Annotated in this window: 14 protein-coding genes; 3 read left to right on the top strand and 11 right to left on the bottom strand. The window is 40.7% G+C overall.

From position 1 onward, the window contains the following. Positions 1-5: 5 nt before the first annotated feature. The 11 genes from AB4298_RS03320 to AB4298_RS03370 all read right to left on the bottom strand — a co-directional run bounded on the left by AB4298_RS03320 (position 6) and on the right by AB4298_RS03370 (position 19,029). A complete protein-coding gene (locus AB4298_RS03320) occupies positions 6-4,850 on the bottom strand; it encodes an NAD-glutamate dehydrogenase (protein WP_371985739.1) in 4,845 nt (1,614 codons plus the stop codon). Positions 4,851-5,111: 261 nt separating this feature from the next. After that, on the bottom strand, positions 5,112-7,415 hold the full coding sequence (locus AB4298_RS03325) for an efflux RND transporter permease subunit (RefSeq protein WP_371985740.1): 2,304 nt from the start codon (positions 7,413-7,415) through the stop codon (positions 5,112-5,114). A gap of 12 nt (positions 7,416-7,427) precedes the next feature. After that, positions 7,428-8,444 carry a WD40/YVTN/BNR-like repeat-containing protein gene (locus AB4298_RS03330; protein ID WP_248998481.1) on the bottom strand — a complete coding sequence of 339 codons (1,017 nt, stop codon included), beginning with the start codon at positions 8,442-8,444 and terminating at the stop codon, positions 7,428-7,430. Positions 8,445-8,492: 48 nt separating this feature from the next. Further along, on the bottom strand, positions 8,493-9,857 hold the full coding sequence (locus AB4298_RS03335; protein ID WP_248998480.1) for a DUF1329 domain-containing protein: 1,365 nt from the start codon (positions 9,855-9,857) through the stop codon (positions 8,493-8,495). Positions 9,858-9,875: 18 nt separating this feature from the next. After that, positions 9,876-11,924 (bottom strand): DUF1302 domain-containing protein, encoded by a 2,049-nt coding sequence (locus tag AB4298_RS03340; protein WP_248998479.1) that lies wholly within the window; start codon positions 11,922-11,924, stop codon positions 9,876-9,878. A gap of 316 nt (positions 11,925-12,240) precedes the next feature. Beyond that, the gene (locus tag AB4298_RS03345; protein ID WP_248998478.1) at positions 12,241-12,468 is read right to left on the bottom strand and encodes a DUF2835 domain-containing protein; all 228 of its coding nucleotides are present in this window, start codon (positions 12,466-12,468) and stop codon (positions 12,241-12,243) included. A gap of 89 nt (positions 12,469-12,557) precedes the next feature. Further along, positions 12,558-15,119: an aminopeptidase N gene (gene pepN, locus AB4298_RS03350; RefSeq protein WP_371985741.1), complete on the bottom strand. Its 2,562-nt coding sequence runs from the start codon at positions 15,117-15,119 to the stop codon at positions 12,558-12,560. A 73-nt stretch (positions 15,120-15,192) separates the two neighbouring features. Beyond that, a complete protein-coding gene (gene prc, locus AB4298_RS03355; protein WP_371985742.1) occupies positions 15,193-17,238 on the bottom strand; it encodes a carboxy terminal-processing peptidase in 2,046 nt (681 codons plus the stop codon). A 33-nt stretch (positions 17,239-17,271) separates the two neighbouring features. Further along, positions 17,272-17,910, bottom strand: coding sequence for an RNA chaperone ProQ (proQ, locus tag AB4298_RS03360; protein WP_248998475.1), 639 nt, complete (start codon positions 17,908-17,910; stop codon positions 17,272-17,274). Positions 17,911-18,196: 286 nt separating this feature from the next. Then, on the bottom strand, positions 18,197-18,652 hold the full coding sequence (msrC, locus tag AB4298_RS03365; RefSeq protein ID WP_346347777.1) for a free L-methionine (R)-S-oxide reductase MsrC: 456 nt from the start codon (positions 18,650-18,652) through the stop codon (positions 18,197-18,199). Between the two features lie 86 nt (positions 18,653-18,738). Beyond that, entirely contained in the window at positions 18,739-19,029 is a 291-nt protein-coding gene (locus AB4298_RS03370; RefSeq protein WP_248998548.1) for a YebG family protein, read from the bottom strand. A gap of 185 nt (positions 19,030-19,214) precedes the next feature. On the opposite strand from AB4298_RS03370, the gene AB4298_RS03375 reads away from it, so the two are divergent. Genes AB4298_RS03375 through AB4298_RS03385 form a run of 3 tightly spaced genes read left to right on the top strand, consistent with a single transcriptional unit; the run spans position 19,215 to position 23,080 of the window. Continuing rightward, entirely contained in the window at positions 19,215-19,847 is a 633-nt protein-coding gene (locus tag AB4298_RS03375; RefSeq protein WP_248998547.1) for a paraquat-inducible protein A, read from the top strand. Beyond that, positions 19,834-20,475 carry a paraquat-inducible protein A gene (locus AB4298_RS03380; protein ID WP_248998473.1) on the top strand — a complete coding sequence of 214 codons (642 nt, stop codon included), beginning with the start codon at positions 19,834-19,836 and terminating at the stop codon, positions 20,473-20,475. The genes AB4298_RS03375 and AB4298_RS03380 overlap by 14 nt, the downstream gene beginning before the upstream one ends. Then, positions 20,453-23,080 carry a PqiB family protein gene (locus AB4298_RS03385; protein WP_371985743.1) on the top strand — a complete coding sequence of 876 codons (2,628 nt, stop codon included), beginning with the start codon at positions 20,453-20,455 and terminating at the stop codon, positions 23,078-23,080. Before AB4298_RS03380 ends, AB4298_RS03385 begins: the two co-directional genes overlap by 23 nt.

Consider the following 23,080-nt stretch of genomic DNA (forward strand, 5'->3'; position numbering starts at 1 on the left):
TCAGATTACTTTTGTCCTTCACAATGAAGGATCAGAAGATTAAGTTCACGTAAGGCTACAGAGAACTTTGCAAACTCATGGCTTTGCGAAGTCTTGAAGTCAGCCAGCATATGGAACCAACGTTCCAGTAGGCTTTGATTTGCCCCAATCCATTCTGAAATAATCTTGTTTGCATCGCAGCTTTCAGTACAAGTTCTTAACACCACAGAACTTAATGAACGCTGTTGCCAATCAAGCTCTTCTCTAAAGGCTGCTCTCGCCAATGCTTGCCAGTGATTACTCACCGGTTGTGCACTTATCTGCTCAAGGAACCAGTGTAAATCTACACTTGCACCAAGCTTAAAGTAAGTTTCAGCAACCAAAGGAACTGGCTTGTTTTCAGATTCACAGATTTGAGCAATATCAAGTGCAGAGAACAAGGTGCTGACATTTGCGACAACCATCGCGACATCCTCTGGCACACCCTCTTTAATCAATGCATTCGACTCGGCGCGAATACCTTCAACTTCTTCATTTACCATATACTGATGAACGCTAGCTTTTAACTCATCAAATACTGGCTTGAAGAACGCAATCGTTTGCTCGATATTCAAATTACGATTACGGTGTCGCATGAACCAACGGCTCGCACGACGAATGTTACGTCTTAACTGATGTAACATTTCGCATTGAACAACTGCAGGTATAACACCGTTCAAATCTGTAATGGACTTAGTTAAATCAGCTAAACCAAATACTTCGCGAGCCATAGTGTAACAGATAGCCGCTTCAGCTACTGAGGCACCTGTCTCATCTTGCATACGTTGCACGAAATTAAGTCCCATATCATTAACTAGTTCATTAGCTAACGATGTGGCAATAATTTCACCTCTTAACGGATGCGATGCCATATTTGCTGTGTACTTTTCTTGCAATTGCTTAGGGAAGTATTCAACTAATAGCTGACTTAAGAAACTGTCTTCAGTAATTTCTGAAGTTAACAGCTGCTCTTTAAGCACCATTTTAGCGTAAGCAACAAGTACTGATAGTTCTGGACGCGTTAGTGACTTACCGTTGACTAATCTATCAGCCAATTCATCTTCATTGGGTAAGAATTCAAGCGCTCTATCTAACTTGCCTTCTTTTTCAAGATAGTGAATAAAACGGATCTGTTCTTTAAGCTGCTCAGCGCCACGCACTTGGGTTACCGAAATAGTGCGAGTCTGATCTTTACAATCTTGTAGAACAATACGACTGACTTCATCAGTCATATCTTCTAGTAAACGATTGCGCTGCTTCAATGTCATCTCGCCATCTGCGACTAGAGCATTTAGCAAGATCTTGATGTTAACTTCGTTATCAGAGCAGTCTACACCACCGACGTTATCGACAAAGTCCGTGTTCATACGGCCGCCATTCGCGCAGTATTCAATACGACCTAACTGAGTACAACCTAAGTTACCGCCTTCACCAATAATCTTGGCTTGTACTTCATTGCCGTTTACACGAATAGCATCATTAGCACGGTCGCCAACTTCAACATGAGTTTCACTCGTCGCTTTAACGTAAGTACCAATACCACCATTCCAGATAAGATCGACCTGCATTTTAAGCAGTTCTTTCAGCAACTCTAATGGTGCCATTGACGCTTTTTGCGTACCAAGCATTTTCTTCATCTCTGCAGACAATGGAATTGACTTAGCAGAACGTAAGAATATACCGCCACCTTTAGAGATAAGCTCCTGGTTATAATCTTCCCAGCTTGAACGAGGCAATGCGAACAAACGCTCACGCTCAACGTAGCTGGTTGCAGCATCAGGATTTGGGTCAATGAAGATATGCATATGGTTAAATGCAGCCACTAGGCGTGTATGTTTAGACAACAACATACCATTACCAAATACATCACCAGCCATATCACCAACGGCTAAACAGGTAAAATCTGTGGTTTGGCAGTTAACGCCCATTTCACGGAAATGACGCTTAACAGATTCCCATGCACCGCGAGCTGTAATGCCCATCTTCTTATGGTCATAACCATTACTACCACCAGAAGCAAACGCATCACCTAGCCAGAAATTGTACTCAATCGCAATTTCGTTTGCGATATCAGAAAATGTTGCAGTACCTTTATCTGCTGCAACAACTAAATATGGATCATCTTCATCATGACGAACCACATTTTCTGGTGCAATAACGTCGCCGTTGATAATGTTATCGCTGATATCAAGCAGACCACGAATAAATAAACGGTAACATTCTTGCCCTTCAGCAAAAAACGCTTCACGGTTGCCATCGGTCGGCAGTTGCTTACAAACAAACCCACCTTTTGCACCTACTGGAACGATTACGGTGTTTTTAACTTGTTGCGCTTTAACTAGACCCAATACTTCTGTACGGAAATCTTCACGTCTATCAGACCAGCGCAGACCACCACGTGCCACTTTACCACCACGAAGGTGTACACCTTCAACACGCGGTGAATACACAAAGATTTCATACTTTGGTAATGGCTTAGGCATCTCTGGGATCAAAGCTGGTTCAAATTTGAACGAGATATATGACTTAGGTAGAGCAGAGTCAGCAACTTGATAGAAATTGGTGCGATTAGTCGCGTTAATTAAGTCTAAGTAACGACGGATAATACGGTCATCATCTAAGCTAGATACGTCTTCTAGACGAAGATCTATCTGTTCAAGAAACTTGTTTAGCGTCCGAGTCTTTAACTTAGGGTTAAATTTGCGGATATACATTTTAACCAGTAGATCTGCAATCTGCGGGTAACTTGAGAAAGTTTCTTCAATGTATGCTTGGCTAAATGTAGAGTCGATTTGGCGCATGTACTTAGCGTATGCACGTAGTACTGATACTTCTCGTCCGGTTAATCCGGTAGAAAGCACTAAACGGTTAAAGCCATCATCTTCTAGCTCTTTTTTCCACACTTGAGACAATGCAGTTTGGAAGCGCTCTTGGCTGTCAGCTAGATCATCAGATGCAACGTTTTGAGTTGTCATTAAGAAGTCTAAAATCCAATATGTTGCACCATCAGCAGTTTTAACTTCATAAGGTCTTTCATTGATGACTCTAAGACCGAAGTTTTCCAGCATTGGCAACACATCAGAAAGATGAATAGGTTCATCTTTATGGAATAGTTTTAAGCGTACCTTGTTATCATTCAGCGCCGTTTCTTGCGGCTGATAAAATAGCATACCCAATTTATGGTCATCATCCAGCTCTTCAAGATGCTGAATATCTACGACCGATGAGCTTGGTAATACATCTTCTTTATAACTACGCGGGAAAGCGTCAACGTAACGCTTAATTAAACTGTTACCTAGCTCTTCGCCCTGAGCGCTAATGACGGCACTGGCAAGTTTGTCTTCCCAAGAGCGCGCTGCTTCTGTCAAATTATTCTCAATCGCTGCCACATCGACGTCCATATTATTATTGTCAACTTTGATAATGTAATGCGTTCTAGCCAAAGTCGATTCAGAGAAATAAGTGGTAAATTCAACGTCTTCACTACTTTCAAAATGTTGCGCAAGAATACGTTGAGTATCTTCACGTAACTTGGTGTTATATCTATCTTTTGATACATAAACTAAGCAAGAGAAGAAACGACCAAACCCATCTTTACGAACAAACAATTTCAGTTTGTCGCGGTCTTGCATTTCAAGCACACCGCGGGCAATTGATGCTAATTGCTCAACGCTCGCTTGGATAAGCTCATCACGTGGAAGTGTCTCAAGAATATGCATCAACGCTTTATAATCATGAGAGCGTGGTGTAAGACCTGAGTTATCTAGCACTCGTTGCACTTTTTGAGCTAGCAATGGAATTTCGCGTGGGCTACGGTTATATAAGTTTGATGCATAAAGGCCAATAAATCGGTCTTCACCAACAACGTTACCCTGTTCATCAAAACGCTTAACACCAATATAATCAACATATGCTGGACGATGAACTCGACTTTTTTCGCTACTTTTAGTGAGTACTAACAAGCTGCTATCAAGTGCTTCTTTACGGGCACTAGCCGAGAAGTTAGACAGTAAGAGTCCAGTTTCTGTTTTGGCTTTAGCTGACTTAGTCATTAAACCTAAACTCGTTGACTTATCCGCTATTAATTCAAGATCACCTTCAACTTTATGAAGGTCATAACGACGGTAACCAAGCAAAGTAAGGTGATGATCATTTAGATACGAAAGAAAGTTTTTTGCCTCGCTTAACTCTTCTTTTGTACCTGGGTATGGACGATTCTCTAACTCAGCAATCGTATCACTTAGCTTTTGAGACATCGCTTCCCAATCGTTAACAGCCGCGCCTACATCGTCTATAACTGATTCAATTTCTTTTGTCAGTGCTTTAATATCTGCGTCACTGCTTTGGCGATCAATCTCTATTAAAAATACAGCGACTTTATCGACGTTATGTTGATCATCAGAGCTATAACTCACTTTTGTCACTTTACCGTCATGACGCTCAATCGCCATTGGCGTGTGCAGCATCATATGTGCAGTAATACCGAGTCGGTTTAGCGCCATGCCAACAGAATCAACCAAAAATGGCATATCTGGTTGGATAATTTCTATAATTGAATGACTTGATTGCCAGCCATGCTTAGACTGACTTGGATTAAATACTCTGATATGACCTTCCCCGACGGAGGTCTTGTTCAGCGCATTCCATTGACTTAAAACAGCGCCGTATAGATCACTGTCATTGCGTGCATTGAGGTCGTCTTTCGACATGTGCGCATAGAGACAAGTAGCGAACTGTTCTACTTGCTTTGCTTGTGTATTAGGTACTTTAGCGTGAATTAGGGTGACTACATTTTCGAGCAGTACTGAAGGCATTGCATCTTTCAAGGCCATGTTGCTATTTCCTTAGGGGCTATGGCAGCGCTTTTTAATTTTTATGGATGCTTCTTAAACCGACCTGAGCCTATTTTTGTGACCTAGGTCATAGCGCGAAGTTTATTACTAAACTCGCCATATTTCGAGAACTATTTTAGTGGTACATCCTCATCGAATTTAACCTGACAGCGATTTCATTCACATCTCTGACATAACAATCGTATATTACGTGTTTTTATGCATAAAAAAAGAGGAGCTAATGCTCCTCTTTAGTAGACTCTACTTGGGCTGCCGCCAAAAAATAGCCGCAATTGCTGGGAGTATAATTATTGCCCCCAACATATTTACCAAAAACATGAAGGTTAACAATATTCCCATATCCATTTGGAACTTGAGCGCAGAGAAGAACCAAGTACTCACACCAATCGCTAATGTCAGTCCGGTAAATATCACTGCACTACCTCGCTCAACCAAAGCTTCATAATAGGCCTGCTGCACTGGCATACCATCACGCAGACGAACCGCCATGGTAGATAAGATATAAATACCGTAGTCAACACCAATACCGACACCCAGCGCAATAACAGGTAATGTACTGACAGCCAAACCAATATCAAGTTGAGTCATTAATGCCTGAGCCAAGGTAGACACCACGTAAAGCGGCAAAATCACGGCAATTGTAGCTCTTAAAGAACGGAAACTAATAAGGCACAAAATAAACACTGCACCATAGACATACAGCATCATAGGTAACTGTGCTTCAGCAACGGCTTCATTGGTTGCAGCCATAACACCTACGGGGCCAGAAGCTAACTTAAACTGCAGTTTGTCACTATTCATTTGCTGTTGTAGCTGGTTTACTTTCTCGATGACAACTTCAATAGTTTCTGCTTTATGATCTTTCAAGAACAAGTACACAGGCATTACCGAGCAGTCGCTATTTAACAGTCCTGAAGTTGTTGGCACTCGCCCTACAGCTTGTACTAAGCTGGCTGTTGTACGTGGTAAGACGCTCCACTTAGGATTCCCTTCGTTAAAACCAGAATTAACACGTTTAGCAACCGATGCAAGACTTGCTGTTGCTTCAACACCCGGCGTATTACTAACCTGCCATTCAAACTCATCGATCTCAGTAAGTACTGAATGATAAGTACATGCCTCAGGAAAAGCCTCTACGATAATGGTCATCACATCAGTGGTGATTGAAAACTTGTCTGTAATGAAAAAGGTATCTTGGTTATAGCGTGAATCTAGATGCAGTGCTGGTGCACCACCTTGCAAGTCACCTATTTTCATTTTATTGGCTTGCTGCAGACCAACACCATAAAGCACCGCAGTAATAGCCAAGACCCAAATTGCATATTTAGGCGTAGCAAATTTAGATAGTGTTAACCAAATATTATTGCCGGGTTTATCTTTAATTTCTTTATTTGGTGTTACCGTAGTAAATGAGATTAAAAGTGGCAACAGCATCAAGTTAGTTAAAATAATGACTGCTACACCTAATGAAGCCGATATTGCCAGCTCGCGGATAATACCGATATCAATCGCGAGTAAAGTCATAAAGCCAATGGTATCGGACAACAACGCAACACCACCTGGGATCAATAAACTTCTAAACGCTAACGCTGCGGCAGCTTTCGTTGACTGACCATCAGTCACACGTCGCCTCACAGCATTAATCATCTGCACACTATGGCTTACACCAATTGCAAATACCAAAAATGGAATAAGAATCGACATGGGATCTAAACCAAAACCAACCACAGTTAATAAGCCTAACTGCCATACCACAGCTATAAGGCTACAAACCAAAGGTAGAATTGTTAAGGCGACTGATTTAGAAAAGAAGTACACCATGACCGCGGTGACTAAAATGGCAATTAAGAAAAACAGTAATACGCCTTTTGCACCATCGGCTACATCTCCCGCCATTTTAGCAAAGCCAATAATATGAATTTTAATTTCATCAGTTTCGTATTGCTCACGTAACTCTTTTTCCAGCTGTGCAGCAAAAGCTAAGGTATCCAGTGCCTCACCAGTTTGAGGGTCAAAGTCCATTAGCTGAGCACTTACCATTGCAGCAGAATAATCTTCGGCAATCAATCGACCAACAATACCTGCTTTCTCAATATTACCTCGAACAACTTTTAGACCATATTCTGTAGTTGAAAAATCAGCTGGGATCACCGGTCCACCGGCAAATCCATCTTCAACGACTTCAGTAAATCGAGTTGATGGTGAAAAAAGCGATTTGACTTGTGCCCTATCCACTCCTGGAATAAAGAACAGTTGGTCATGAACATTTTTTAACGCATCAAAAAAGGTCGGGTTAAAGATATTGCCGCTAGTATCTTCAACTGCCACCATAATACTATTTGCACCGCCAAACTGCTTTTGGTGCTTAAGATAAGTTTGCATATAACTATGATTAAGCGGAATATTTTTTACAAATGCTGCATCCATTTTTAGATTGCTAGCTTGCATTCCCAAAAACACAGTAACAACTGCAAATAAAAATATAACAAAGGCTCTATGACGAAATAGATAAGATTCGAATCCATTAACTAATTTATCTAACATAGTAAGGTCCTATTATTTTTGTTCTAATTTGATGAGACCTTTATTACCCGCGACCCATAAGTTTCCTTGTGAGTCTTCGGCAATAGCGACGAGGTTTTCACCTTGTCGTTGCTCTACTAATTGGCTTTCGCCAGAGGTTGAAATATCAATAATCACTCCTGCATTACCGACAACGCGCAGCGTATCTTCGCCCAATTGGATCCCTGCATTAATGGTAGAATCCACTGGTAACTCAACCTTACGCCAATCTACAAGGTTTAAGTCTGCACGAAATACGTTGCCCCTTAACCCCATAACAAATGCAGTATTGCTAACTACAGCGACATTAAACAATGAACCTTCATAGAGAAAATCTTGTTTAATCCAATTACGCCCCTCATCTATTGATGTCGCAACTAACCCTAACTCCCCCACCATGATTAAGGTTGTGTCATTAACAGGTAATATGCGATTAAAATGGGGTAATAAAGTACTACGCTCAGATAAATACAAAGTTTCATCTTCAGCTTTGAGCTCTTCTAGGTAAGCAATATCTTCTTCAAAAAGCAGTTCTTGATGGTATTCACTCTTCCAAGTGCGACCGCCATCTTGAGTTCGGTAGAACAATCCATAGGCGCCAATAGCAATGCCATTTTGTTCATTAAAAAATAAAATGTCTAAAAAAGGCTTCTCAATTTCAGGCGATTGCATTTGTAATTGCCAAGACAGCCCTGCATCTTGAGTATGTAAAATAGTCGCATCATGACCGACTGCCCAACCTTTATTTGGCGTTATGAAAAAAGCCTTAGTCAGCAGTACCTGAGTAGGAGTGCTCACCTGCCTCCAAGAGTCTTGATAAATAAAGGCATGGCCTCTGTCACCAACGGCGACCAAGGTTTGTTGATTTTTTGCTATATCTAAAACGAGAGAGTTTGCAGCAAGAGGCTGAATTTGTTGTTGTAAATTATTCTCTTGTGCCAGCAGTGAAGTAGACTGAAAAAGGCTAAATAAACTCAATACAGAGAGAAACCGAAGCATGCTAAACGACATACAAACTTCCTTAAAATAAAGAGGGGCTTGCGCCCCTCATTGGTAGGGTTAACGAATACCTGCACGGCGCAATGCCGCTGGTGTGAAGTTTGCTTCACTTAGTTTGGCATCAAAGTCGTACATACGACCTTCGTTATCTAACCCCATCGCGATATAGCGACGTGATTGCAGATCATGGAATACTTCTAACGTACTCCACTGAGTTGGCACTTCGTAGTAGTTCAAACCATGAGCAATAGCCACACGATAAAGCTCATCACGGTTATCATATAAATCAGCTACAGATACCTGCCATGAATCTTCATCAATATAGAAAGTACGTGCCTTATAAATATGACGCATGCCCTCTTTTAGCGTCGCTTTGACTACCCAAACACGATGTTTCTCATAACGTACGTATTCTGGATTGATATGACCTGGGGTGATAATTTGGTCATACTCAAGCTTATCTGAATGAAGTTTATAATCGTTGTAAGGAATATAAAGCTCTTGTTTACCGACAAGCTCCCAGTTGTAACGCACAGGCGAACCGTTGAACATATCGAAATCATCGGTTGTTCTTAAACCGTCAGAAACTGTACCAGGCGTATCGAACGCAACATTTGGTGCTTTACGAACACGGCGTTGGCCAGTGTTATAGGTCCATGCTTGACGAGGTAATTTCTCTTGGTCCATTGTTTCTTTAACAAGTAACGCTGTACCCGCTAGGCGTGCAGGCTGTGTAACAACTTGCTTAAAGAAAAACAGTGTATTGTCTTTAGATAACTTATCCAATGTCATCTCTGGACGAGAATATTGAAAACGAATTTCTTCTGCTGTTTCAACTAGTGTGTAGCTACCGCCAGCAGTAGGTGCCGCCTGACTACGAGACGTTTTAATATCAACACCACGGAATCGTAAAACATGGTTCCAAATCACTTCTAAACCATTCTCAGGCATAGGGAAAGGAATACCAATTGACGCACCTTTGATGCCGTTACCGCCATCAATAAGCTCTGCACGAGTCGCGTTTTCTCGAGTCGCATCGTAAACAAACTGCGGCACGGACGCTGAACGACGCGTCTGGTAAACATTCATCTTGAAGGTTTCTGGGTACAACTCAAATAGCTTTACCTGACCATCTGATAAATACGCTTTATACTTATCTTTATTTGCATTTGTAATAGTAAATTCAATTTTGTCTCCCGGAAACGGATCTGGGTGATGCATACCTTTACTATATCCAGCTACAGGCTCTGTAATCCCCCCATCCCAAGCAGGAATAGATCCATCAGCATTAGCAGCTTTTTCACCACCGAGTGGAGTTAACTCTGTTCCGAGTTTCGCCGCATCGGCTTCTGATACTTTAGCCATAGCACTCGGTGCGCTTAGCGCAATCATCACTGCTACAGGCAATATCGCAAGTTTATTCATTATTATTGTCCTTGTGATTTAGATTGAATACTTAATGTTGAACGACACATAATCTCGATCAGCCATGGCATTAGTCGTGCCTACACCACCAAAGAAAGTATTGTAAGAAATATCAGCGCCCCAACGGCTTTGATAATCAAAGTTAATACCAACAGCTACAGACTTCTTACCTTCAGTGAACAAGAACATTGGATCTGGCGTAATACCATCAACATCATGTGAGAAGATAACTCGAGGCGCAATGTTTACTCCTCCCCACACGTTGTTATAGTCAGCCTTAGCAACTAAGCGATAACCCCATGCGAAATCTGTTGGGAACGGGTTGGTTTCAGGACCATTATGCAATGCTTCAATAATACCTGGCATATCAGGATTACCACCTGAGCGACCTGTACCAGGGCCATTTAAACGAAGCTCATCATGGCTAGGCATATCATGGATCCAAACACCACCAATCTCAGCCAACATAGTTAGATTATCTGTGCCTAATGTAGGGCCAAATAAATGAGTGAATGTGGTTTGTGCTTGAGTAGTATCCAAACGAATAAAGCCTTCCGCGTATTCACCTGGTCCATAATTTTCTACTTGTGAGACACCATCTAAATCTGGGCGCAAACCGGCATTAGCAAGCTGCTGTGGCATTGCAGCAAATAGCAATTCAACATCATCGATCTGCAGAGGCTCATCTAAACGGTGAGCAATCTCACCTGCAACTGACGTATCACCTACCAGCGTATTAAAGCTTACACCCATTAATTGAATATCTTCTGGATAAACAATCTGAGCTTTAGAGAAAGTTTCTAATGCTAACAAGTCTTCGCGAGTCATCGCCTCGCCAGACTGAGCTTTACCACCAAGGCGCTGAAGATCTCGGCCAATAGCTTCTTGAGAAAAGTTTGCTGTTGTACCACTAATAAGGGGACGACGGCTGTGATAATTCATGTAGTAAAGGCCAAACTCTGTTTCACCTAATTCGGGAGAATAGTAACCAAGTTTGACACCCCATTGACCATCATCGCTCGCTTCAGCAGGATCTTCAACCAGTGTAGCCTTTGTTGGGTACGCTAATGCAAGTGATGCCAAGGTTGCAGCATCTACCTGGCCAGACCCAACCATACCGACAAGGGCATTGTACTCTGACATTAAGAAATCAAGATTCATGTCAGGATTTGCGTTAAATCCTAACTGAGCATTTTGGCTGTAGCCACCATATCCGGCAAAATCATTAGTCGAAAAAAATGAGCCTGGAGTCGGTACCCAAACAGGTTCCCAATCGTATTGGTAGAAACCTTCAACAGATAAGTTGTCGGTGACACCAAATGACGCCCACACCATACCTTGTGGCCTAAACGCTTCTTTTAACTCTGCGCCAGGCGCATTTAGAATGTTTAAATCGACAGGGTTAATAACACCAATACCGTGGGCAATCAGTGTGCTTTCTCCCCAAGAGACAACCTGATTACCAACACGTATTGATAGTGGATTAGCACCATCGTTAAAATCGAAATCAGCGTAAACAAACGCATCGAGTAAGCGAATATCTTTACACTGAACTTCAGATGCTTTGCTATCTTCACATGGATCAAATTCTTGACCCGTTAAAGGATCATTAAAACCAAAATCACCATCATTCATTTTTCTATCATAGAAATACATACCACGGGCAAACACACCGAAGTTTTGGTATTTCAATGATAACTCGTGCAGGCCTTTGAAAATTTCTGAAGTTGTATCGCCTTGCGAGTACAACAAATTACTCAAATCACCATTGCTTGAATAAGAACCGGGCTGCGCCCAGATCTCAGCAGAGCTGTATTTCGTATTACCAAAAGCAGAATATCCGGACCAATCAAATCGTGGGTGATTTACCTTACCAATTTGATTATCCCAATCACGACCTTCAGTTCTCCAACTTGCACCAGCAGTCCAAGTCGAGTCGAATGTACCTTCTACCTCCCCCCAATTAAATGAGACAGCATTTGCATGATTAGTCATGCCAAAGCTGAGCGCCGCAACGATCCCCAAAGCGAGCGTCGACTTATTAAAGCCGTTTTTAACCTTTTTCATTTAGCTTCTCTCCGTAACCTGCTGGATTCTATTGTTATAGGAATTGATAGCCAACATACCGTTAGCCTCCAGGTAACACCATTGTTACAGCATTTATACAGAGTGAGCAAGGATGAAACATAGAAAATCTTTAAAAGATTTCGTTACTTAAAGCAGATTTTTAGACTAGTTTCTAGCAATAGATTTAAATCAGTAATAGGTGAATTTAGAAAGGGCTAGTGTTGAACTCATATACACATATTTAACAATAACTTACAAGTTCAACAGATAGATACTGCAGATTGTTTAAAGCAATCGACCGTTTGAAGTAATTACTCTAAATTTTAATTAGAGTAATTAAATTTCCTTGTGCATCAATGGTCATACGAAAATACGCCTTAATACCGACACTTGTTAAAAAAGGTCTAAAATGCCGCGCATTAATCCAAAGCGTGCGCCCTGTGAGATCAATGACTTCAACCTTATTAATTTCTCCTCGATAATAAGGTAGAAACTCTTGGTAAGTGATATTTAACCCAAATTGGAATTGATGTTGACTAGACAATTTCTTACTCTATTGCTCGCTACAAATAGTTTAGTCTCGACGCTGCATGTAAAAGACAGGACGTCGAGACTCTAGGACTAATCTAACGTCTAAACTAACGCCTTAGTTACTTTTTCATATAGATCTTTTGATAAATCATCGACCGTAAGAATTCGGTTTAACTCATTGATCATTAATTGCTGACGCGCCAAATCAAATTTCTTAAATTGTATTAAAGGCGTTATGATCCGCGCGGCAACTTGTGGATTCAAAGTATTAAGTTTGATAATTGCATCCGTTAAGAATTGATAGCCTAATCCATCATGACGATGAAATTCAAAAGTATTTGCTGCTGCAAAGATACCAATTAACGAGCGAACTCTATTAGGATTATTAAAACTAAACGCTTCATGATCAAATAAAGATTTCAACTTATCAATACAATTGTCGTTAGTGAATGTCGCGTGCAATCCTAACCACTTGTCCATAACTAATGGCGTTTTCAACCACTTCTGTTCAAACTTAGCCATAAGTTGCTCACGAATAGCAGAAGATTCACCATTCAAAGCGCTTAAGGCGGCTAAGCTATCAGTCATGTTTTCAGCATTGTTATATTGCTGCTCAGCAAGTGATGCATAATTACTATCAACTTTTAGCAATAAGGCCAAACAAACGTTCTTCAAAGCTCGTGTTGCAGCATCATCAATACCTGCTAACTCGCGTACGATAGCTAACAGCTCGTCTTCGCAGTTTGCGGCGATCTCCAGTACAACAAACTCTCGTGCTATTTTAAGATTATCTAGATCGACGATATCATTTTGTTCGATTAATGAGCCTGCGCTGGCTAAGGTCAATATCTCCGCCATTAAGGCTTTATCTAGATCTTGTGCTAACAATACCCCTTTAAAAGCATCAACTATTCTTGGATCGATAAACATCGCTTGCTGCGCCTGCAAGCGCTCTATATTTTGCCAAATGGATTGACTAAATAACGCTACTGAAGCTTCCCATTTAGCGACTTCGCTTTGAGCAAAACGCATTATGTGAACTAACTGTTCAACAGAGTATTCAAAATTAAGTTTTACAGGAGCTGAAAAATTTTGCAGTAAAGATGGAATAGGTTTCTGTTCTAGCCCTTCAAAATTAAACTGTTGTTTCTCCTGCGTAAAATCTAGGACTTTATTAACAATTGATTGGCCTGCAACGTCAATAAGCTCAATATCAAATGGGATATGCAGCGGTAATTTAGCAGAACCATCCGGCGTGTCCGGAGTAGATTGTAGCAAGGTCAATGTATAACACTGAGTCTCTGAGTTGTACTCTTCCTGTACATCAATTTGTGGCGTGCCAGCTTGGCTATACCAACGTTTGAATTGCGCTAAATCAATGCCACTTGCATCTTGCATCGCCGCCACAAAGTCATCACATGTTACAGCCTCACCATCGTGACGCTCGAAATACAATGCCATTCCTTTTTGAAAGCCACTCTCTCCAAGCAAAGTATGCATCATACGAATAACTTCAGCACCTTTGTTATAAACGGTAACGGTGTAAAAGTTATTCATCTCAATAACTGACTCTGGTCTAATTGGGTGTGCCATAGGTCCAGAGTCTTCTGCAAACTGTTGGTTCTTCATGACTTTAATTGCATGAATACGATTAACTGCACGAGAGCCCAAATCTGAACTAAACTCTTGATCTCTAAATACAGTAAGCCCCTCTTTAAGGCTTAGTTGGAACCAATCACGGCAAGTTACTCGATTTCCTGTCCAGTTATGGAAATATTCATGACCAACAACAGATTCAATACCATGATAATCATCATCTGTAGCTGAGTCTTTATCTGCTAAAACAAACTTAGTGTTGAATACATTGAGCCCCTTGTTTTCCATTGCCCCCATATTGAAAAAATCAACTGCGACGATCATGTAAATGTCTAAGTCATATTCTAAATTAAAGCGGCTTTCATCCCATGCCATCGACTTTTTAAGCGATGCCATAGCATGGTGAGCTTTATCTAAATTTCCTTTATCAACAAACACTTGCAATTTAACATCTCGTTGACTGCAAGTCGTAAAACTGTCTTCCAATAGATCAAAATCACCTGCAACTAATGCAAATAAATAAGCGGGTTTTGGGAATGGGTCATGCCACTTAGCGAAGTGTAAACCGTCATTAGAATCGCCACTGTCAACTAAATTGCCATTACTCAGTAGAAATGGAAAAGCTTGCTTATCAGCCTCAATACGAACTGTGTAAATAGCTAATACATCTGGGCGGTCTAGGAAGTAAGTAATACGTCTAAATCCTTCCGCTTCACATTGAGTGCAATATGCGCCGTCGGACATATATAAACCTTCAAGACTCGTATTAGCCTCTGGATCTAATTTGGTGATGATTTGTAATTCAAATGCATTCAAGCTTGTCTCAATAATAAGTTCGCCATCACGCTGTATATAATCAACAGACTGGTTATCAATTGTAACGCTGAGTAACTCAATATCATCACCGGCTAATACTAACGCATCACTATGTGTACCATGACGAATCACTTTACTTGTCGCAATCAACTGGGTTTGCGCTTGAGCCAAGGAAAAGTCTAAATCAATATGACTAATTTGAAATAGTGTTTTTTGGTAATCTTTGAGGAATTTAGCTTGTGGCTGGGACATGAATAAACCTCTTTCTTATTAATTTTTGATTAAAAAAAACGCGCATTAAGCGCGTTTTTTTATTGAGTCAATCTTACTTTTGTTGGTTCTTGGCTAGCTTTTCAATATCAGCTAAGTCCAGAGTAATAAATGCGGTTTCATCTAAGAACGCATCAGCGACTTCAACGTCATCAGGGATGTCGTCCAATGACTTCACTTTCTCTTCACCTGCGCGTACTAACCTGTCATTAGCTCTGTCAAGTTGCTTTTGGTCGTTATCGTCACGCTCAGCTAAACGTTCACTCTTAACCAATGACACAGTTTTATCGTCGTGATTTTCTTTAAACTCTGCAATATCTTGGAAAATATAACCAAATTCAACATCGCTCTTAATACGGTCTTTATGTTTACCATCTAAGTTAGCAATCAGTTGAGGATAAATTTCGCCCAATGTGCCGTATTGTGCAACAGGTACTTTATCCCAAGGCAACGCGTTTTCTTCTTCCGCTTCACCATACTCACCAGGCTCTAAAGCACTTGGGAATGGGATATCAGGCGTTACGCCTTTCAACTGTGTACTACCGCCGTTAATACGGTAGAACTTTGCTATCGTATATTGCACATGACCAATTGGTTTTTCGTACATATCGTAGATTCGGCCTAGGCTCTTATGTTGCTGAACAGTACCTTTACCGAATGTCGACTCACCAACAATTAACGCACGATCATAGTCTTGTAATGCCGCAGCAAAAATTTCTGATGCTGAAGCACTATAACGATCAACCATTACGGTTAACGGACCATCATAGGTAACACGTCCATCGTTATCACGATTTTGTGTCACACGACCATTGGCATCACGAATTTGGACTACCGGGCCTTGTTCAATAAACAAACCAGTTAAAAGTGTAGCTTCTGTTAACGCACCGCCACCATTGCCACGAAGGTCGATAATGATCCCTTCAACTTTGGCCTCTTTTAATTCTGCTAATTCTTTAGAAACGTCTTTAGACAAATCCATATAAAAGCCAGGGATTTGAATCACGCCTACTTTACGGTTTGCGTATGGACCTTCTGTAGGTTCAATGACTTTTGATGTTGCTGCGCGATCTTCTAAACGAATCTTGTCGCGAACAATTGTTAGCTCAAATGTTTTCGCACTTGTGCCGCCTTTCTTAGGCAAGATTTCTAATACAACCTTACTGCCTTTAGGCCCTTTAATCAGCTCGACAACATCGTCAAGACGCCAGCCAATAACATCAACAATTTCTTTACCTTCTTGGCCAACACCAATAATTCTATCTTCTGGCGATAATTTTTCACTTGAAGCCGCTGGGCCGCCAGCAACAAGGCTCTTAATTACCGTATAGTCATCATCAACTTGTAAAACGGCACCAATGCCTTCTAGGCTTAGATTCATTTCCATCTGGAAACGTTCAGCGTTTCGTGGTGACAGGTAACTTGTGTGTGGCTCAACAGTGCGAGCAAACGCGTTCATTACGCCTTGGAATACATCTTCACTCTTGGTCTGGCTTAAACGTTTAATTGCGTTGTTATAGCGCTTTTCTAACACTTCAACAATTTCGTCCCAGTTTTTACCCGTTAGAGAAAGGTTTAACGCATCGTATTTAACGCGTTGACGCCAAAGCTCATTTAATTCAGCTTCAGTTTTAGGCCAACTCGCCTCTTTCCGATCGTACTGATATTCGTCACCCGCAACGTCAAATGCCATCTCTTCATCTAGTAAAGATAATGCATAGACAAAGCGCTCGTAACGACGTTTTTGAACAAGCTCGTACATAGCGTAAGCTTGATTCAAGTCGCCGCTTTTTAGCATATCGTCAAATTGTGTTGAATAGCCTTTGAAACCATCAATATCAGACTGTAGTAAAACATTCTTACGGTAATCTAATTGCTTCAAATAACGATCAAATACTTGCTCAGAAAACACATCATCCATATCAAAACGATGGTAATGTGAACGAGTGAAGAGACCAGTAACACGTTTACTGGCTACTTTGTGCTGCGGTTCCTGCTTAAGAGCGGGCAACTCGCTGAATTGAATAGTAGGGCTTACGGCCCATGCCGAGAATCCGACAAAAATACCGGCAATAGATACAGCCAGAGAAAGTTTTCGCATCAACAAGTTACTCCTTTATATGCTTCTAAGCCATTACAGCAGTATGTGCTCAACTCTAACTTTGATGGTTAAACCAGAGTCTAGTTGAACCTGAACATCTTCTTTCTTAATGTCCAAAATCACACCAGCAACTGGTGCCTTACCTAACTTAACGTTAACACGCTGATTGGCTTTTAATTCAGCTAATACTGCAGGTGTTAAGTTCTCTGCCACTACCGCTTCTTTAGCAGGCTTGCTGCTTGCTGCAGGCTTAGGACGTTTAGCAACAGGCTTCTTAGCTGGTTTTTTAGCAGCTTTAGCTGTTGGATTTGCAGTCTTAGCTTGAGCAAGACGTTTAGCCTTCGCTTTATCTTGGCTTTCTTTTAGTGTAGCTGCCGCGTGGTCAATGTGCTCTTGCTCTAATTCACCACATTCGTTGCCATCTAAATCGATACGTTGTGCGCCTGCTTTCACGCACTTTAAATAACGCCAGCTGCTAGTGTATCTTCTTAATGCGATTCTCAGCTGAGTTTTACTGACTTTAGAATCATCAGCTAACCTTTCCGCTAAATCTTGAAACAAACCAATTTTTAATGGCTTAGTTTCGCCTTCAGCTATAAAGCATAAAGGAAATGTTTCGTACAAATACGCAAGAATAGCGTTGGTATCGGTCAACTTTTCTGTTGATTCCATCTTTACTTCCACAGTTTAAAAAAGGGACACCACTGATAAGCACTATCGCTGAGTTCAGTTTATGTGTCGTTTATATTTGTCTGATCAGAGCTAAAAGCACAAATGAAAAATCGTTAACATTTGTTTTTACACTCTAAAACCAAACCTACCTTAGCAACATAAAAGCCTAAACTCCATGCATTCATTTGCTGAATTGTCAGTGTTTAGTTTTTTCATTACTCAAACCGCTTATTATAGAGAGGCTTCAAATGATTGCGACCTACAATTAGCGATAATTGGTCGTAGTTTAACCAAATAGGCAGATTTCGAGACTTTTAACCAAAGTTTCGACGCCTTGTTGATCAATTTCGCTGAATCTTGATAACGATGGGCTATCAATATCGAGCACGCCAATAACAGTTCCATTTTTTCTTAGCGGTACAACCAACTCCGAATTGCTTGCACTGTCACATGCTATATGACCTTCAAACTGGTGAACATCATCTATTCGCTGGCTGATATTCATAGCGACCGCTGTTCCACACACGCCTTTTCCAATAGGAATACGCGTGCAAGCCACTTTACCTTGGAACGGCCCGAGTACCAATTGATCATTTTTCAATAAATAGAAACCGACCCAATTTAGATCTGTCATATTGTCATTTAATAATGCTGAAAAATTAGCAAGCGCCGCAACGATGTCATCTTCACCTTCGAACAACGCCTGGACCTGTCTATTCAACGTATCGTAAAAATCATTCACCTTTAACAATCCCCAACAAGTTCATCTAAAGCTAAAATATAATTGCAGCATTCTAACAACAAACAGAGTCATTTGTTCAAGCGGTTTTATTTAGGCTCTTTATTCTCGGTTTTTTTTGGTGTTTTTTTAGGCGTCACTTTTTTATCTAACGAACCACCTTTTAACAAAACTTGTAAATCATCTTTATGTTGAGCAAGGAAAAAACCTAACTTTTCAATATCGTTCTCTGCTAAGTCAAGTTCACTTTTAGATAAAAATGGAATCAGATTGTCAGCGATATCTAGCATCTTATCGTAGGCATCAGCCTCCTTTTTAGATGTAAAAGTCATCTTTTCAACCCCTTCTCTAACCACTACAAATTGAGTTACAACGGCCATATCCAACCTCACACTGTTTTTATATACAGTAAAGAGTCTCATAGATTGAACTTCTTATGCAAGTTTTCTTGATTATCTGATAAACTTCTGTGGTTAATGGCTCAATATTTTCAAAAGCATACGTGTCAAAAGCCATGATTTGCATTGAAATCAACGTAGGTATTGTCCACTTGAATACAAAACGGATGGGAATGGAAACCGAAGATTGTAGTATTACATTATGTCAATCGTGTGATCTTGTGATTAGGAAGCGTGCATTGCCTAGCGGTGTGCGTGCGCTATGCCCTCGTTGCCATACCCCGCTTTACGATACTCCTTATTGCTCTATAAACGGTATGCTAGCTCTATGTTTAACTGCCGTATTCTTTTTTGCACCTGCTAATTTATATCCCGTGTTGGAACTTGAATTTCTCGGCAGCATGAGAACCACGACCGTGTTAGAAGGCGCATTAGCCGTTTACTACCAAGGTTACTGGCTCGTTGGAGTAGCTGTTTTAATCTCGGCCGTTGTTGCACCAGGGTTATTATTAATCTCTATATTAAGTCAGATCCTCATTATCAAGTTCGGACTAACGTCAATGATGTTAAGAACAACCTTAAAACAATTATTAAAAATGCAAGGATTGTTAACCCAGCTTACAATGCTTGAAATTTACGTTATCAGTTTTTTAGTCGCAGCTTTCAATTTGGCCGACTTCGCGACAGTATCTTTTGGCTTCGGTACGTTCTGTTTTACTATGCTATTTATTATGACGCTGTTTTTAATGCGGGAATACGACTTGGAACACATGTGGAGTTTTCTTGATGAGCATAAATAGTGGCGGCCCGTTGGGAAAAGACATTGGTTTAACCTTATGCAAAACGTGTAATAAGGTGACTTGTTGCAAATCTAGGACATGCAGTCGCTGTGATGCACCATTAATTATTCGTGACTACGCCAGTGTGCAAAAAAGCTGGGCACTACTCATCACTGCTGCAGTCCTACTCATTCCAGCTAATATCTATCCAATAACGACATTGACTAATCAAGGTCGTGTAACACAAGACACCATTTTTTCAGGGATCGCCCACTTAGTTAAAACTGATATGATCCCTATTGCCATCATTTTATTTACTGCGAGTATCTTGGTACCAATTTTAAAAATTGTTGGTTTAACCATTTATTTATCAGCAATTACCTTTAAATTACCTATTTCAAAAAAGAAGTTAATGACTGGTTTTCATATTATTGAATGGATTGGACGCTGGTCAATGCTCGACCTTTTTGTGATCTCACTGACTGTTGCAGTGGTTAATATGGGACAATTGTTAGATGCAAAACCTGCCCCAGCTGCAACAGCGTTTGCCTTAGTAATTTTACTCACGCAGCTCGCTGCAAAAGTCATAGATACCCGTTTACTCTGGGATAGATTGGAAGCAAAAAATGACTCAAGTACAAACACCTAAAATCGTCAAGAAAAAACTATTTTCACCGATTTGGTTATTACCTATTATTGCACTGGCACTCGGTGCTTGGCTCGGTGTCAAAAGCATTCGTGAGTCAGGTATTGAAGTCACAATCCATTTCCCTAGTGCTACGGGTATGGACATAGGTAAAACCTTAGTAAAATACCAAGGGTTAACTGTTGGTAAAGTGGTTGATATGAGTATTGACGACCAACTACAGGGCGTCGATGTAAAAGTGATTATGGACTATCGTTCAGAGCCTTTTATTAATCAAGGTACAAAGTTTTGGTTGGTCAAACCCAAAGCCACGATTACTGGTGTTGAAGGCTTAGATACGCTTTTTTCGGGCAATTACATCAGTATTTTACCCGGTGAAGGAAAGTCAGAAACCTACTTTGAAGCCGAGACTAAAGCGCCAGTCATTACCCCGGGCGTAGAAGGCCTAATAGTTAATATTACCTCAGATAAATTAGGCTCCTTAGATGTGGGTTCGCCAGTATTTTATCGACAAATCCCAGTTGGCCAAATTGTTGGTTATCATCTTGAGAATGCCGAGCAGATCCTAGTTACCGCCTTTATCCAACAGCAATATGCAGAGCTTGTGAAAATCGATTCACAATTTTGGAATGTATCAGGTATTAGTGTTGATGCTTCATTATCAGGAATTAAAGTTAGCAGCGAGAGTTTAGCGTCGCTCCTGGCTGGCGGTATTAGCTTTAGCTCTAATAGCGGTTCAACACTTGCTCAAAACAATCATGAGTTTGCACTATATGATAGTGAAGATGACGCGCTAGGTGGCACTCAATTTGAGCTAATCGCTAACGGAAGCGAATCTGTATCTCAAAATACTTCGATTGTATATCGTGGCATACAGATTGGCCAAGTAACCAAAAAATCTTTAAGTGATAATGGCATCTTATTAGCCGCTAAAATCGATAGCATGTATCAAGAACTCTTGACTGAAAGTGCAAACTTTTGGCTCGAAGGCGCTGATATTTCGCTATCAGGTATCAAACATCCAGAACGTTTGATTACTGGCAATGTTATAAACTTTGTTCCAGGTTCAGGCCCAGCTAAACAACAATATCAACTATTGACTCAAGCACCAGAGCCCAAAAATATCAGCAAATTACTGGTAACTTTGCATTCAGATTCTAATCCAGGAGTTAGTGCTGGAGCAGAAATTCGCTATAAGCAAATAAAGATTGGTCAAGTACTGAGCGCAAAATTAAACGATGCTTTTACTCAGGTTGAATATCAAGTCGAAATCGCTGCAGATTTTGCCGAGTTAGTTAGTAAAAATAGCCATTTCATTGCAGAGTCGGCATTAAAAATCGATGCAAACTTAGATGGTGTAAAGGTAAAAACGAACGATTTTAATACACTAACAAATGGTGCATTAAGCTTAGTTAGAGGAACAAATAAAGCCCTTGCGACTGACGGCGACTCACTATACGTATTTGCTAGCAGTGAAGATGCCAAGGTGTTTTATAGCAAACAGCATTTAATCAAAAAACGCTTAATTAACCAAGACGCTGCGGATCTCGTTGCTGGCTCGCCAATTTATTATAAGAAAATGCAAATAGGTGAAGTCACTTCAGTACAATGGCAAGCCGCTGAGAACAACTTTGCTATTGATATTGCCATAGAACGTACCTTTAAAAGTCTGCTTAACGAGCAAACTGTATTTTGGCGTAATAGCGCGCTATCAATTAACGCGAGTTTAAGTGGTGTTGAAGTGGAAGTCGCTCCTTTGATGGGTGCACTAAAAGGTGGCATCAGTTTGGGATTACTTGAGCAAGGCAAAGTCGTTAACTCAACCAGCCTATATGAGTCTAAGTTATTAGCGATGAGTCAAGCCAAGCCAATTAAGCTTACCTTCCCAGCAACGGTACAATTAACAAGCAAAGCACCTATCAGATATCTAGGGCATAAAGTCGGTGAAGTAGAAACTGTAACCTTGGGTGCAGACCTTAATAAATTGAACGTTAACGCATACTTATATGGGGAGTACGCAGCTAATTTTGTCCAACAAGATGCAGCATACTCTGTTGTTACTGCCGATATCTCGCTTGCGGGAATAACTGCACCAGAGACCTTAATTAGCGGCCCTTACATAGAAGTCTACCCAGGACATAGTGTAACAACTTCATCAGAGTTTATCGGTACGATTGAAAAGCCTGTTTATACCCAAGCAAATGAACTGAGATTTACTTTATCAGATAGCTCACTAGGCTCAATAAAGTCCGGTACAGGAATATTTTTTAGAGGTATAAAAATCGGTCAAGTTGATGCATACGAGCTATCACAGCAAGGTACAGGAGTGTTGATGCAAGCTCATGTAGAAAATAAATATAAGCATCTAATCAATCAGACTAGCGTGTTTTGGGATCTTTCAGGAGTGAAGGTCGACGTCGGAATTTTCTCTGGAGCGCAGATAGAAACAGGCTCTTTAGAAACTATATTAGCAGGCGGGATTGCAGTAGCAACACAAGCGACAACCACTTCAACCAATGAGCTTACTAGCAAGCAGACTTTTATATTAAATAGTGAAATCGATCCTGCTTGGTTGAATTGGTCTCCTATACAAACAAGTCAAAACTAA

The organism is Shewanella sp. 10N.261.52.F9 (assembly GCF_041471165.1).
GTDB classification, from domain to species: domain Bacteria; phylum Pseudomonadota; class Gammaproteobacteria; order Enterobacterales; family Shewanellaceae; genus Shewanella; species Shewanella marinintestina.